This window comes from Chloroflexota bacterium (genome assembly GCA_026706485.1).
GTDB lineage: Bacteria > Chloroflexota > UBA11872 > UBA11872 > UBA11872 > JAJECS01.
In genome coordinates, this window is record JAPOYR010000011.1 from 458,640 (window position 1) to 474,001 (window position 15,362).

Consider the following 15,362-nt stretch of genomic DNA (forward strand, 5'->3'; position numbering starts at 1 on the left):
GCGGCACGCCATTGGCGTGCCTTCCGCCTGCAAAGCCTCGCGGAGCATCCGCTAGCCCTCCCGCAACGCGCCACCGCGCTGGAATGATACGCGCGGCGCGTAGTCGGCGCTGGCGTCGCCGCACCCGCGGAAACGGACGACCAGCAGCTGGGGTTTGCCGGCGTTGGCATCGGCGCGTCCTGGGCGACAAACGGTCGCCAGACTCTGTCGAGACCAAGGGCGGGCGGCTCGCGAACCGAGTGAGCCGCGATAACCGGCAGGTGTCAGCGAGCTAAGCGCCACCTAACCGTGGTTCACCATTCGATAAGATTCGCCCCGTGCAACATGCACTCTGGCCACGGGCGCTGCTATAACAGCTACGAGGTCTTCAAGGGTGCGTCTCATGCACGAACGTCAACGACTACCCCGGTTTTCCCTTGCGACGAGCATGTGGGGCGAAGTGCCGACAACCACGCTCACCGAAGCGCTCGCGGAAGTGACCGCGGCAAACTTCGAGGCGATCGAGTTCTGGCCGCCGCTGTGTCCCCTGATTTCCGCTGACATGCGGAAAAACGCTCGGTCGGCATTTGAGCTGGCCAAGGTTCGGCCGACCTCGATGCACGCGCCGCTTACCCCGACGGTCAACCTTGCGGCCGTGGATGAGCTCGAGCGGCGCCTCTCCGTGTACGAGGTCGCCGCCTGGCTCGCGCCCTATGCGGACCTTGGCGGCGACGTGGTGGTGATTCACCCGACGGGCGCCGCCTTCAGCGGCGAAGGGTCGATGGCTATCAACGTCGAGGCGGCCATCGACGCGGCCCGCCGGTCAGTCGACGAGCTCTATTCGATCGCCGATCGCCTGGGCCTGCGGATCGCCTGCGAAAACCTCATGGAGCGCGGCACGCCGCGCCCGCTATGCCGCATGGAGCAGCTGCGCGCGTTTGTCGACCCCTACCCGGAAACGGTGGGGATCTGCCTGGACACCGGCCACGCGGCGGTGAACGGCCTGAATCCGGCGTCGGAGGCGCGCGCCGCGGGCGAGCGGCTGATTGCGACGCACCTGCAGGACACCGATGCCCTTGACGACCGGCATTGGGTGCCGGGCGCCGGCCACATCGACTGGGACGAACTGGTGTCCACGCTTCGCCAGATCGACTACACGGGTCGATGGACGTTTGAGTTGAGCTCACGCGACAGCCCGCCGGCGTCCGTCGCGGGCGCCGCACACCAAGTGGCGTTGGCGTGGAGTGATTGAGCGGCGGCGACCGCGGCCGGTTCCAGCCACTAAATCGAGCGGCGGTCGCGGGATAGATGAGAAGGGAACGCCTGGGCTGGCGCTCTGGACCAGAAAGATTCCGCGACGGTATAGTCCCCCGACAGGCGCCGGATACCTTGCGGTGGGTTTTTTGTCCCGTCGCCAAGCCGGCCAAATGGGGAGGGCACACGTATGAGCCATCACATTCGCGCGGGCGTCTCGCGTCGGCGCGTCCTCAAGGGCGCGACTGCGGGACTGTTTGGCGCAGCCGGGGCAGCCGTGTTGGCGGCGTGCGGTGAAACGCAGGTCGTCACCAAGGAAGTCATCAAGGAAGTCCCGGTCGAGACGGTCGTGACCAGGGAAGTCGTTAAGGAAGTCCCGGTTGAGACGGTCGTGACCAAGGAAGTGGTCAAGGAAGTCCCAGTCGAGAAGCTGGTGACCACCGAGGTCGTCAAGCAAGTTGAGGTCATCAAGGAAGTTGCCGTCGAGGTCGAGAAGATCGTCACCAAGGAAGTCGAGGTCATCAAGGAAGTCACGGCCGAGATGATGATTCCTGAGGGACCGATCAGCGGCGGCACGCTGAATCACAGCGGCAGCGGCCCAAACCACCAGGACATCTTCAACCCGCTCAAGCAGGTCAGTAGCTCGCAGGCCTACATCACGGACTATGTGTTCCTGCCCCTGTGGTACGGCGACACGTGGGGCGCGGGTGACACCCCGGCCATGACGGGTGAGTGGGACAAGGGCGTGGCCCACAGCTGGGATGAGGTCGAGAGAGGCCGCGTCTACAACTTCCACATCAACCCCGACGTCACGTGGCACGACCAAGTCCCGGTGACGGCGGACGACGTGCTGTTCGGCGCCAAGATGGGGCTGGACAAGAACTACGGCTCCGGCAAGCACAAGAAGGACTGGGGCCGGATCGACGGTGCCGAGGCCTGGGGCGAGAACCCCACGGACAACGTAGAAGACGTTCCCGGCCTGTCCAAGCTCGACGAGATGACGGTGCAGATCGCGATCGACCGGCCCGACCCGGCCTGGTGGGCGAGCCGCGACTGGCACATCCCGCCGATGGCCCGGCACCACTACGCCAATCTCGACCCGGCGACGGCGATCGAGACGCGGGCGCTGAATCCGCTGGGCAACGGTCCGATGATCTGGGAGCGCTACGTCACCCAGCAGTTCGCCGACCTGACGGCGCACAAGGCCTTCGCCTACGGCGTGCCGTACGTCGACGACTACGTCGTGCGCTACGGCGAGCGCAACGCGCTCGACGCGGCCATGGAGGCGGGCGAGCAGGACTTCCACCGCGCGAGCAACATCGAGGCCTTCCAGCGCCTGGCGAGCCTGGCGCACCTGCGGCCGTTCCCGCAGCGCTCGCCGTTCGGCGGGCACGTGTTCTTCAACCAGACCGCCGAGGTCTTCGCCGACATGACGCTCGAGCAGCAGTCGCTGATGATCGAGGCCATGGTGCGGGCGGTGGACCGGGACACGGTCAACAACGAGCTCCACGCGGGCACGCTGTTCATCTCGGACTACATCTTCGAGCACGTGGCGCTGATGCAGGACCCGCCCGAGGGCACCTTCCGCGCCATGCCCTACGACCCGGACGCGGCGCGCGCCCTAGTCGAGGAAGCCCAGTGGGACTCCGAGAAGGTGATCAACTGGATCAAGTGGGGGCCGCCGACGCCCACGGACCTGGCGCTCAAGAACTACTGGGAGCAGGTGGGCATCAAGGTTGAGTTCTTCCTGGTCGACGGCTCGGCGGTGATCGAGAAGCTCTACCAGGAGCGCGTGCACGACATGGTCATGGCGAACATGGGCGGGGACCAGGCCGTCGTGGACGCGTGCCTGCGCGTGTGCAGCGACCGGGTGTACGAGCTCGGTGGCTGGAACCACTCGAACATCAACCGCCCGTGGATCGACGAGGCGTACGCCGACATGCTCGCGGCGCCGAACAACGAGGCGCTGCGCGAGCGGTGGATCGAGTTCGCCACGCGACTCCACTCCAAGGGCAACATGGTGGCCGGACTGTTTTGGCGCGGCTCGCTGCGGAACCTGTATCACAGGCGTCTGCAGGGGGCGTTCTACATGCAGTTCTACGCCATGCCGGTGCACTCGCCGATCGAGCGCGTGTGGCTGGACCCGTACTGGGACGAGCGGTAGCGCCTACCGCCATGCCGGCGCTCAACGCGGCGGCATGAGCCCAGATCGAGGAGCCGGCGGTCGAATGACCGCCGGCTCCTCGGCGTTTCGGCGTGTCTCACCGCCGAGCCCACGGCGTGGTTGACGAGATTCGTCCCTGTAAACTACGGTGCCGCAAAGTGCGGGCATACGTTGGGCCAGTGCATGCTGGATATGCGTAATCCGACGAGCAGGCGAAGCCGCACGCCCCGCACGCCATCCGTCCGAATCGTGACCATGTCGGTACCGTCGGGCACGCCCACGTTTCACGCGCTGCCCGCCCGCCACTCCTCCAACGCACACCGTTCCGCGGTCAACCGCCGATTGACTGAAGGGAGGAGGTCCAGACGCATACGCGGATAGCCGTTGGAACCGTGGTCGGACACTGACTCTTACGCAGCACTTAACCAGGGGAGGGACTACAGATGCTTGACGTTGGAAAGAAAATGATGACCCGCCGAAACCTGATTCGGGGAGCAAGTGCGGGTCTATTCGGAGCAGCGGGTGCGGCCGTACTCGCGGCGTGTGGCGAGGCGCAGGTCGTCGAGCGCATCGTCACCCAGGAAGTGATCAAAGAGGTCCCGGTCGAGACCATCGTGACCAAAGAAGTGGTCAAGGAGGTCCCGGTCGAGTCCGTGGTGACCAAGGAGGTCGTCAGGGAGGTCCCGGTCGAGAAGGTCGTGACGCAGGTAATCGCTCAGCAGGTCGTCAAGGAAGTTCCGGTCACGATCGAGAAGGTGGTCGAGGTCGAGAAGGTCGTGACGGTTGAGGTCGAGAAGGTCGTGGAAGTCGAGAAGGTCGTGACGGTCGAGGTCGAGAAGGTCATTGAGAAAGAGAAGATCGTCGAGCGACCAACCTCCGTCCAAGCCGGCCAGCCGGTATACGGCGGGGACCTTAGGGTCAGCTGGGGCGGCGGGATCGCCGGCGCCAGCTTCAACAGCTACACGCAGATCTCCAGCGACCAGGCCATCGTCAACGTGGAGGTCGGCACTTCGCTGATCCACGGCGCCAGTTGGGGCGACGGCCCGTTCGCGACCCTCGAGACCCGCTTCGGCGACGGCGTGGCCAAGTCCTTTGAAGAGGTGGCGCCGGAAGAGTCCTACATCTTCCATCTCGACGAGCGCTTCAGCTTCCATGACGGCAAGCCGGTGACGGCGGACGACTTCATGTACACGTTCCACATCGTCACGCACCCGGACTGGGGCGTGGGATATGGCTCCCGGCAGCTCGAGCAGCTGAAGGGGTTCAAGGCGTGGGCTGAGAACCCGACCGACAACATCGAAGACACCGGCGGGGTGAAGAAGATCGACAACATGACGATCCAGCTCACCACCGACGGCGTGCAGGAGCCCTTCTGGGCGAGCCCGAACCCCATGCAGCCCATGCCCAAGCACATCTATGAGGCGCTGGACCCGGCCACGGCGTTCGACACGATGGCGCTGCAACCGGTCGGCAACGGGCCGTTCAAGTTCGAGCGCTACGTCGACCAGCAGTTCGCGGAGTTGAGCCGCAACGACGACTATCCCTACGGTGCGCCGTGGGTGGACCGCTACATCGTGCGCTATGGCGACCCGTCTGCGCTCGACGCCGCGACGGAGGCGGGCGAGCTCGACTTCCTGCGCACCAGCAGCGTCGAGGCCTACGCGCGCCTGGCCGGCATGCCGCACATGCAGGCGCAGCCCATGCGATCGCCCTTCGCGAGCTTGATCTTCCTCAACCACAACATCTTTGCGGAGAAGTGGCCGGACGTTGACGTCTCGCTGATGACCGAGGCGATGGTGATCGGGGCCGATCGTGTGTCGATCGCCAACAACATCATGGCCGGCACGCTCTTCGTAGACGACTACCACTTCAGCCATATCCGGTTCATGCAGGACGTGCCGATGGACGCCTATCGGGCGCTGCCATACGACCCTGAGGGGGCCAAGGCCCTGCTCGAGGAGTCCGGCTGGAACACGGACGACACGCTCACGTGGCTGGGGTGGTTCGCGCCGCGTCCGCAAGACCTCGCGCTGATGGCGAACTGGCTCGACATGGGCCTGAAGGTCGAGTTCGAAAGGGTCGACCGCGCCGTGGTGGTCGAGCACCTGTGGGAAACCGGGGCCAACGAGATGGTCGTCGCCAACCTGGGCGGCTCGCAGGACGTGGGCGATGCGTTCCGGCGGATCGGATGCGACAACATCTGGCCCAACGGCTACAACTACCACCACACCTGCTTCCCGGAGATCGACGCGCTCTATCAGGCGGCGTTCGACGCGCCAAACAAGGCGGCGCTGAAGGAGGCCTGGATCGAGATCTCCCGCTACCTTCACGGTCGCGGGACCATGATCGCCGGGCAGCTGTGGAAGCACTCGCTGCTGTTCCTGTACCACCGACGCGTGAGCGGACCGTGGTGGATGAACAACTACGCGATTCCGGCACGCAGACCCACCCACCGCGTGTGGCTCGACCCGCGCTGGTCCGGTAGGGACTACGTCGGGTAGGCCCCGGCGAGCGCCCCGGCTGACGGGTCGCTCACCAACGCAAGCGGCGGGGGTGAATCACCCCCGCCGCTTTGCGTCGTAACTGCAGGACGGGCGTCGCTGCCGCGGTGCCGGGTTAGTCCTCGACGACCGCCTCGAGCCGGCGAATTAGCGTTGCTCCGCTCTCCGCGCCGGCAGTCCGTCCGTAGAAGGTCAGATAGCAGATCCCCAAGGGGGCGTGCTCAATCGGAATCCGACGCTGCCGATCGCCGACGCTGAGGTCGGCGGTCTGCTCGGCGACGTTCCAAGAAACCGTCACGGGAACCCATGCATCCGGGGGCACGAGGTCCGCGTCCAGGCCGATGTCAATGGCCCCGTTTCGTCGGCGATCCCTGGGGTCCCAATAAGTCTCGTCGAGCACCAGATCCACGCCCGCCGAGGACTCGTCGCGCCGCAACTCGAAGCGCAACCTGCCGCGCACGGCGAAGGGGAAGTTGCGCTCGGCCCCCAGCCGGCCGCTCCCATCGCCCTGCAGGCGCAGCGCGTGCTCCTCGTCGAGCAGCACCGTCTGCACGGCCGTCGCCCCGGTGAACGACCAACCCGCCAGCCCGTTGTCGAAGTCTTCGCGATCGCTGGTCTCGTCCAGGCGGTCGGGATCAACGTAGACGTACTGGCACTCGGCCCGCTCGCCACCCGAGTGGTGGCCGAATTGCACGAGGACATCGCCTTCGGGCAGTTCCGCAAACCGCGGATAGCCGACGCGAGCGCCGTCCGGCTCGTGCCCAATCGTCCGAACGATCTCGCGATAGCCGCGCCACGTCGCGCCGTTGTCGTGCGAGACCGCGACGTTGAAGACGTGGCGGCACCAGGACTCGGTGGGATAGTCGGCCCACTCCGACAGCATGTCGGAGGCAAACGGCGGCCCAATCCCGTTCGTCCACACGAACAGCAACCGCCCGTCACGCAGCCGCAGGTTCTCGCCGGGCGAGCTGGACCCCTTGAACCGAGAGGGCGCCGGCGGCGACCAGATCCGTCCGTCGTCGGAAAAGGACTCGTAGAAGCATCCAAGCTGCGTGCGAATCAGCATCCACACGCGACCGCCGTCGAGCTCGGCCACCACCGGCTCCACGGCCCCTGAGTGGCTGTGTTGTCCGCCCGACTCGACGGGCAGGTGGGTGGAATCGTGTCCCCAGGTGCGACCGCCGTCGTCCGAGTAGCAGGACTTGGAGACGTACTTCCCGACGGCGCGTTCGACGTCGAAGTACTCCAGCGGAAGCACGATTCGGCCGTTCGTGAGATGCACGACGTTCATGATGGCCGCGGTGAATTCCTCGCCGTAGTCGAGTCGCGCCGGGCCATCCCACGTGGCGCCGCCGTCGCGGGACACGACGTGGTAGGCGTCGGTGCGCTGCTCGTGGAGCTTGGGGTCCTCGCGATCTTCGGGCCACTTGAGGAACCGCATGCCGAACAGGTGAATGTCGCCCTGGCGGTCGACGAAGTTGATACAGCCTTCCCAGCAGCCCAGGCCCATGGGGAGCTCCATGATCACCTCGCGGGGCTCCCACGCAATGGGCCGCCCGCGTCCGTATTTGACGGTGAGGTATTCGGGAACCCACGGGTCGTCAAAGGTGCCGGATTGGAGCGACTGATGCAGCACTTTGCCGCGCGTGGACGCGCTCATGCAGCGTCCGTCCGGCAGGACGCTGATCTGCCCTGGCGTTGGGTGACGCTCGGCGAGGATCATCGGTGAGCCGCCGGTCGGGATCGAGGGTCGGGCCGCGTATTCGATCCTGCCTTGGTTTTTGCCTTCACCGAATCCCCTGCCTTCCCCTGTACGAGGCGAGCCCGCAACCGATAGCACCAATATCGTGAGGCTCCAGATTCAGCGGCCCAGCCGGTTCCGTCAAGCGACAATGCTCGTGCCGGTGACGTTGTGCGCGTCTGCCGGATCCGACGACCGCGCCTGGGAATCGGCGGGGGGCACACCACCAGCCGGTTAAACTGCATAGTCATGCACGATCCCGACGCCATCGCCATAGTTCCGGCTCCGGCCGAAATCAGATCTCTCCTGGGACGATTTCGGCTCGGGCCCTCCACAACCATCCACCTGGCGGATGCGAGCTTCGAGCCGGTCGTTGCGCGAGAAGCGCAGCGGCTTCGCGCGTCCACCGGACTGGATCTGCCGGTCGTTTCGCACGAGTCGGCGGACATCGTGATCTCATCGGACGCGTCGCTCCCGCCGGAAGGCTACCGGCTCATCGTGCGTCCCGACGCCGTGCGGATTCAGGCCGCCGACGCGGCCGCGCTGTTCTATGCGTTCCAGTCGATCCGGCAGCTGTTGCCGCCTGCGGTGGAGAACGAGCACGTCAGCCCAGACGTTGACTGGAGCCTACCCGCCGTGGAAGTCGTGGATTACCCGCGCTTTGCCTACCGGGGGTTGATGCTGGACTCGAGCCGGCATTTCTTCGAGGCCAGGTTTGTGAAGCGCTTCATCGACCTGATGTCACGCTACAAGTTCAACCGCTTCCATTGGCATCTGACGGACGACCACGGATGGCGCATCGAGATCGACGCCTACCCGCGTCTGACGGAAGTGGGCGCCTGGCGACGCGAGACGATGATCGGAAACAACCTCAAGACCTACGGCGGCGACGGCATACCGCACGGAGGTTTCTACACGCAGGACGAAATTTGGGAGGTCCTGAACTACGCCGCCGAGCGCTGTGTGACCGTTATTCCCGAGATCGAAATGCCGGGCCATTCCACAGCCGCGCTGACCGCCTATCCCGAGTACGGATGCCATCCCGGACCCTACGAAGTGCCTGTGAGCTGGGGGATCAAGAAAGACATCTACTCGCCCTCAGATGCCACGTTTCGCTTCCTGGAAGATGTGCTCGCTGAAGTGATGCAGCTATTCCCCAGTGAGTACATCCACATCGGCGCGGACGAAGTTCCCAAAGACCAGTGGGAGGCGAGCAGCCTCGCGCAGGAGGTCATCGCGCGCGAGGGTCTTGCCGATGAGAACGAGCTTCAGAGCTGGTTTATCAGGCGCATCGAGGCCTTTCTGAATGCGAATGGCCGCCGCCTCATCGGTTGGGACGAAATCCTGGAAGGCGGGCTGGCGCCGAACGCGACCGTCATGTCATGGCGCGGCATGGGCGGTGGACTTGAGGCGGCCAAGCAGGGGCACGACGTCATCATGACGCCCAGGGACTACGTCTACTTCGACTACTACCAAGGCGATCCCGACGTCGAGCCGCTGGCCGGGCGCTTCGGCCACCCGATCCCGCTGGACGCTGTGTATGGGTTCGAGCCGATTCCGGATGAGCTGACGGAGCGGGAGGCCCGACACATCCTCGGCGCTCAGGGCAACGTCTGGACGGAATTCATCAGTACGCCCGAACACGTGGAATATATGACGTATCCGAGGGCATTGGCCTTGTCGGAGGTCGCCTGGTCGCCGAAAGCCCGCCGGAGCCTTAGTGGGTTCCACCGGCGGCTGCGAGCAAACATCGGGCACTTGGATGCGCTCGGCGTGAATTACCGGGCGCTCGACTAGAACCCGGCAGCGAATTGGCGGTCTAGAGCACGGTCTGCACGTGAGGGTACGCGGCAATCTTGTCGTCGGAGGTCACCAAGGGAAAGCCATGCACCCGGGCGGTGGCGACGATGATTTGGTCCGACGGGTCGCGATGAAAGTCGCCCGGCAGGCTGATCGACTCCACAGCGACCGCAGGCGTCAACTCCAGCAGAGTGACTCCTGGGTATTGGAGCGCCGCGTCAAACCAGTCGGACAGGCCAACGGGCAATGCCAAGCGTCCATACTCGCAGAGCTTCGCGATCTCCCAGCAGGATATTGCGCTGACGCCAATGCCGACATCTTCGCTGCCGGCAATCTCCCGCTGCTGCGTCTCGGTCAGCTGATCGGGATCAATCGTCCACCACACCCAGGCGTGGGTATCCAGCATGATCACAGCCGAAACTCCCAGTCGTCCGACGCCACCGGTTCGTGGGGGCGATCGTATCGGTAGGGCTCGCCTCGCAGGGAGTAGCGATCGCCCGCCAACGGAACCCGTTTCACCGCCCACCTCGGCTCGGGCTCCAGGGTGAAATGCCGTCCGTGGGTCAGGACGTAGATTCGCGGCGTCGGTCCGGAGACGTCGACCACCCGATAGACCGAGGCGTCCCCGCTGGTGAGGGCGTCGTGCGACTTCCGGCTGGAAACCTTGAGCTTGTGCCAGTCGAGGCTGGGCGACTCGGTGCCCTTGATCTCGACTCGCTCGCGCCGGCCGTCGATTGACACCCTGAGGTCAACGCCGTCCCCATCCTCCTCGATCTGTGCCCGGCGCCCAAATCTGTCGCGGAGGTGCGTGCGCACAATGGACTCAGCCTTTTCGGCCGTGCTGAGGCTTGCCAATTCCTGGCGCTGCGTCGGGTCCAGTGCAATCGAGAATGACGGGTAACGGTTGGAGGATTCAGGCAGCGGCTCGATCGGCATCGTGGATCGGGCGTGCGTGGAAATGGACGCCGCGTCCCGGTGGCCGCTGGTCAACCTCATCCGCCGCCTGATCTCGTCGGCTCGGTTCACCGCTCGACGCCTCTCGGTTTCCTGAGTCGCACCGTCGTCCCCCGGGTCCGACACCAACTGGAACTGGCCGCGGCCAACCCGCCACACCTTGGGCGCCGCTCCTTTCGCGACGAAGTCGCCAACCTTTGCACCATCTGTCGAGATGCTGCTGTTGAACGGACAGACGTTGATTGTGGTAAGCGCGAACTGAGGACTTCCCGGCCCCGCAAGAAAGGGTCGAAGGTCGCCGGTTCTCCAAACGCGCGGGATGAGGTCCCGTGCGCGAAGGTCGTAGACGTGCTCCCAAAACGTGGGCCGTCGGTCGTTCATGGTTGCCCCTCGCTAAGGCAAATTGCGATTACTACACTATTCTAGAATAGGAAAGAATATGATAGCAATTGTCATGCACGGCTACTGCCCGCGATCGGTGATGGAGGCGCTGGTAGTCACGGGAGCCTTTGAGAATGGTGGCCAACGGCTCGTGCGTGCCAGGCGGTCCACGACTGAACGACCTGCTGTCGCCGTTTCCGTCTAAGCTCAGCAACCCCGATTCACGCGCGCGCACTAGCGGGCGAGCGCGCCAATCTCGACGCTGGGATATCTACGCGAGCGATGCCCTCCGCGCTCACGGTGCCGCTCCGGCCTGGCAGCGGGCTAGGCGCGGTGAGCGATGGACGCAATCGGCGGGATTTTGGCTCCTCGGGCAGGACTCGAACCTGCAACCCTGCGGTTAACAGCCGCACGCTCTACCATTGAGCTACCGAGGAATGCGGTGCGGCGGGCGCTCACACGAACGTGGCGCCCGTGAAGGGCGCCAGGATCGCTGTGGGCCAGCGAGGTCTAGGCCTAGGCGGCCTCTTCGGCTTCCCCTCCGCCCATCATCTTCCGAACAGCCCGGAATGCCACCGCGATCACCCCAATGATCGCCGTGAGAATACCGATGCGCTTGATCATCTGCCTGCACCTTCGCCATCGTCCGCTGCGTTCGACTATAGCAGAGGCTAGTGGCAAATTGACCCTGCCCACCCGCCCAGATTCGACGATTCCATCAGGTCGGAACCGGCAGATTCGGGCGAACTGACAGCGGCGCCCGCGCTAGCCCTTGATCACTCCCACGGGCCGCAACCGGGCCACATTGCGGGAGATTCCCGCGCCATGGGTGATGGCAGTCACATCGGCCACGTTCTTGTAGGCGTCGGGGGCCTCTTCACTGAGCAAGCGCGGGTTGCGCGCACGAACCCCCACGCCCATGGCGCCCAGGCGCTCGACCATGTTGACTCCCCGCAGCCGCCGGCGCGCCGCGGAACGGCTGAGGGCGCGGCCGGCGCCGTGACAGGTGGAGCCGAAGGACTGCTCCATGGCGCCCGCCGTGCCGACGGCCACGTAGGACGCGCGTCCCATGTCGCCCGGGATGAACACCGGCTGCCCGACATCCTGGTATTTGCTGGGAAGCTCAGGGTGCCCGGGTGGGAATGCGCGCGTGGCGCCCTTGCGGTGGACGCAGACGCGACGCGCCTCGCCGTCCACGACGTGCTCCTCGATCTTGGCGATGTTGTGCGCCACGTCGTATACGACGTCCATGCCGAGGGAACGCGCCGACCGGCCAAACACGCCCGCGAGCGCCTCGCGGGTCCAATGGGTGATCGCCTGTCGATTCGCCCAGGCGAAGTTCGCGCCGCATGCCATGGCGGCCAGGTAGTCCTGGCCTTCCGGCGAGCGCAAAGGGGCGCACGCCAGCTGGCGATCGGGCAACTCGATGGCGCGACTCGACGGCGCCTGGGCGAATGTCTGCAAGTAGTCCTGGCAGATCTGGTGACCGCAGCCACGGGAACCGGTGTGCAGGAAGACCACGATGGTTCCCGGCTGCTCGATCCCAAGAGCCGCCGCGGCGGATGGATCGAACACCTGATCGACGACCTGCAACTCCAGGAAGTGATTCCCCGAGCCCAGGGTGCCAAGCTGGCCGGATCCGCGCTCCTTGGCCCGCGCGGACACCGCCTTGGGATCGGCCCCGGCGAGCGTCCCGCCTTCCTCGGCCACTTCGAGGTCCTCGGGCCAGCCGAGCCCCTGGTCGACGGCCCACGCGGCGCCGCGGCGCAGCACGCGATCCATGTTCTTGTGCGTCAGGCGAATGCGGCCCTTGGTCCCCATGCCGGCAGGAACGGCGCGGAACAGCGCGTCCAGCGCTTCCTTGAGCCGTGGACGGAACTCTTCCTCGGTTAGATTCGTGCGAATGAGCCGCACGCCGCAGTTGATGTCGAACCCGATGCCGCCCGGCGATATGACGCCGTGGCGCACGTCCGTCGCGGCCACGCCACCGACGGGAAATCCGTAGCCCCAATGCACGTCCGGCATGGCCAGGGCGTGCCCCACGATTCCGGGCAGGAACGTGACGTTGGCCAGCTGCTCCAGGGGTTTGTCGGATAAGACCGTCGGAAGCATGGTTTCGGACGAGTAGATGACGCCCGGCACCCGCATCCCGGCCTTGTAGCTGGTCGGTATCTGCCAGCGGAACTGGTCGAGGCGCTCAAGCTGGGATGCGTCGGGGCCGGATGCCGGCGGTCCCGCCCCTCGCCCACGCGAACGTTTCTTGCGGCGTGACGCGCTCACGACGACCTCATGCTAGACATCCACGATCACCCGGATGCGCACCGCGTCCGGTTCACACCGCACGGCCAGCTCGTGGTAGCTCACGGCTTTCACGCCCACGCCGAGTAGATGACGCGCTTCGTCGAGCGTCTCGCCGCGGGCGGTGGCGGAGAGCCGGAACCCTTCGCTGACTGAAACCTCAAAGCTCGCCGACAACCAGCCGTGGGCATCCAAGGCATAGAGCAACTCGCTGAGCCATGCCACCGCCAGGGCGTCCGCATCGTCGGCGGCGACCCGAAACCTCCGCGTATCCGGGGCGCGGACCGTGCCGTCGTGCAGCACGATGGCCTGCAAGCCCAATCCCGCCTCGGCAAGCGCCTCGGCAAAAGACGGTCCCCACGCCTCGAGCCCGATGTCTGCCGTGTGATCGAACGTGGCATGACCGCGCCTGCACTCAGGGTCGCTCGGCATGTGCGCTCCTTTGCTCAAGCATAGGCGAGGCGTCGCGGTCTAAACTGGACAAGGCAGCAGGCCGAAGACTCGATGACAGTGACCGGCACCGACACGTTCCTGTCCGTTGACGAGGCGCGCACGCGCATTCTGGCCGCCGTGCGGCCGCTGGACCCGGTTTCGTTGGGTCTCGCCGAGGTTCACGGGTTGGTTACCGCGGAAGACGTGACGTCTCAGGTCGACGTGCCTGGATTCGACAACTCGGCCTTTGACGGCTACGCCCTCCGCGCGGCGGACGTCACGGGAGCGCGAGCGGACTCCGGCAGGTCGCTGCGCGTGGTCGGTGAGGTGGCCGCCGGTCAAGCCGGCGAGGTGCACGTCGAGGCAGGAACGGCGGCACGAATCATGACGGGGGCGCCCATTCCGCCGGGCGCCGACGCTGTGCTTCCGTTCGAGGACACGGACGGCGTGCACTGGGCGCAGAAATCAGGGGCGGCCAACGGAAAGGTCCGCGTCCTGGAAACCGCCGAGGTGGGCGAGAACATCCGACGGCGAGGGGGCGATGTCGCCCAGGGCGATGTGGTCGCCCCGAAGGGCCAAGTGCTGGACGCCGCCCACATTGGCGTGCTGGCGTCGGTGGATGTCACCGAGGTATGCGTCCATCCGCGTGCCCGCGTTGCCATCTTGCCGACCGGCGATGAGATCGTGGAGGTCGGCGATCCGATCGCTCCGGGGCAGGTGCGCAATAGCAATGCGTGGGGTCTGACCGCGCTTGCACAGCGCTACGGCGCAATTGCCGAGCGCCTGCCGATCGCCCCCGACACCGAGGCCGGCCTGCGCACCGCCATCCGGCACGGGCGTGACGCGGACCTCTTGGTCACCATTGGCGGCGTGTCGATGGGCGACTACGACCTGGTGCGAAACGTGATCGCCTCCGCCGGGCGCATGGATTTCTGGCAGATCAACATGCGACCCGGCAAGCCGCTGGCCTTCGGAGAAATCGACGGCACGCCCGTGATCGGCCTGCCCGGCAATCCGGTCTCAAGCATGGTCTGCTTCGAGCTGTTCGTGCGGCCGGCGCTGCTCAAGCTGATGGGGTACACGCGGCTGGTGAACCCCATGGTTCAACCTCGCGCCCTGGAGCCCATGCGCAGTTCCAGCGGAAAGCGCACCTACGTGCGAGTGACGGTGCGCCGCGACGGCGACGAGCTCGTCTGCGCGGCCGCCGGTGAGCAAGACTCGTTCCGCCTGACCTCCATGACCCAGGGCAACGGTCTGGCGGTGATAGCCGAGGGCGCCGTGATCCAAGCCGGCGATCCGGTGACCGTGATCGCCCTGGACGAGCGAGACATGCTGCTGCTGTCGCAATCGGCCACGCTGATACCATGACACGCCCACGGGCGCGTAGCTCAGCTGGTCAGAGCGCGCGGTTCACATCCGCGAGGTCATAGGTTCGAGTCCTATCGCGCCCACCTCCACGCGTGAGCGACCCTTGCGCATCGCGCCTGCGCCCCAACGGCCAAACACTCGCGGTGGTCCGATTGATCACCAGGCTGAGACTTCTCGCGCCCGATCTTCAGCGCCCCGTACCATCGCCGGTAAGTTTGTACTGGTAGGGAAACTCGAGGTCTCTGTGGTAGAGTCATCTAACGTGGCCGCGACCGACGAGCAGCACCGCGCCAATGCCGGCGCAAGCACCCACTTTATGAGGTCTCCAACGTGACTGAAACTCTCGCTCGCATCAGTGCACGAAGACCCTGGGTAACTATCGGGATTTGGGGCGCGCTAGTCGTTGTTGCTGGCATACTAGTCCAGACACTTCTTGCAAGCGCCACAACCACAGATCTACGGCTGGCCGATAGATACGAATCCGAGCGCG

The 15,362-nt window shown here is 65.5% G+C and carries 10 protein-coding genes and 2 tRNA genes; 6 read left to right on the plus strand and 6 right to left on the minus strand.

The genetic code is table 11. The features are described from left to right. The first annotated feature begins 439 nt into the window (after nt 1-439). From OXG79_11600 to OXG79_11610, 3 genes are all read left to right on the plus strand, one after another. A complete protein-coding gene (locus OXG79_11600) occupies nt 440-1,231 on the plus strand; it encodes a sugar phosphate isomerase/epimerase (protein ID MCY3784414.1) in 792 nt (263 codons plus the stop codon). A 192-nt stretch (nt 1,232-1,423) separates the two neighbouring features. Next, entirely contained in the window at nt 1,424-3,397 is a 1,974-nt protein-coding gene (locus OXG79_11605; protein MCY3784415.1) for an ABC transporter substrate-binding protein, read from the plus strand. 443 nt (nt 3,398-3,840) lie between these two features. Continuing rightward, nucleotides 3,841-5,898: an ABC transporter substrate-binding protein gene (locus tag OXG79_11610; protein ID MCY3784416.1), complete on the plus strand. Its 2,058-nt coding sequence runs from the start codon at nt 3,841-3,843 to the stop codon at nt 5,896-5,898. Between the two features lie 115 nt (nt 5,899-6,013). On the opposite strand, the gene OXG79_11615 is transcribed toward OXG79_11610, so the two are convergent. Continuing rightward, nucleotides 6,014-7,621 carry a sialidase family protein gene (locus tag OXG79_11615; protein MCY3784417.1) on the minus strand — a complete coding sequence of 536 codons (1,608 nt, stop codon included), beginning with the start codon at nt 7,619-7,621 and terminating at the stop codon, nt 6,014-6,016. Nucleotides 7,622-7,888: 267 nt separating this feature from the next. Between OXG79_11615 and OXG79_11620 the strand changes: the two genes are divergently transcribed. Next, a complete protein-coding gene (locus OXG79_11620; GenBank protein ID MCY3784418.1) occupies nt 7,889-9,436 on the plus strand; it encodes a beta-N-acetylhexosaminidase in 1,548 nt (515 codons plus the stop codon). Nucleotides 9,437-9,458: 22 nt separating this feature from the next. Here OXG79_11620 and OXG79_11625 read toward each other — a convergent pair whose 3' ends face one another. From OXG79_11625 to OXG79_11645, 5 genes are all read right to left on the minus strand, one after another. Continuing rightward, a complete protein-coding gene (locus tag OXG79_11625; GenBank protein ID MCY3784419.1) occupies nt 9,459-9,851 on the minus strand; it encodes a type II toxin-antitoxin system VapC family toxin in 393 nt (130 codons plus the stop codon). Continuing rightward, nucleotides 9,848-10,465 carry a hypothetical protein gene (locus tag OXG79_11630; protein MCY3784420.1) on the minus strand — a complete coding sequence of 206 codons (618 nt, stop codon included), beginning with the start codon at nt 10,463-10,465 and terminating at the stop codon, nt 9,848-9,850. The genes OXG79_11625 and OXG79_11630 overlap by 4 nt, the downstream gene beginning before the upstream one ends. Nucleotides 10,466-11,136: 671 nt before the next feature. Further along, a tRNA-Asn gene (locus tag OXG79_11635) sits at nt 11,137-11,211 on the minus strand. A 328-nt stretch (nt 11,212-11,539) separates the two neighbouring features. Beyond that, entirely contained in the window at nt 11,540-12,922 is a 1,383-nt protein-coding gene (locus OXG79_11640) for an RtcB family protein (protein MCY3784421.1), read from the minus strand. A gap of 144 nt (nt 12,923-13,066) precedes the next feature. After that, nucleotides 13,067-13,504, minus strand: coding sequence for an archease (locus tag OXG79_11645; GenBank protein MCY3784422.1), 438 nt, complete (start codon nt 13,502-13,504; stop codon nt 13,067-13,069). 72 nt (nt 13,505-13,576) lie between these two features. Between OXG79_11645 and OXG79_11650 the strand changes: the two genes are divergently transcribed. Then, nucleotides 13,577-14,872: a molybdopterin molybdotransferase MoeA gene (locus OXG79_11650; GenBank protein MCY3784423.1), complete on the plus strand. Its 1,296-nt coding sequence runs from the start codon at nt 13,577-13,579 to the stop codon at nt 14,870-14,872. Nucleotides 14,873-14,881: 9 nt separating this feature from the next. After that, a tRNA-Val gene (locus tag OXG79_11655) sits at nt 14,882-14,955 on the plus strand. Nucleotides 14,956-15,362 lie beyond the last annotated feature (407 nt).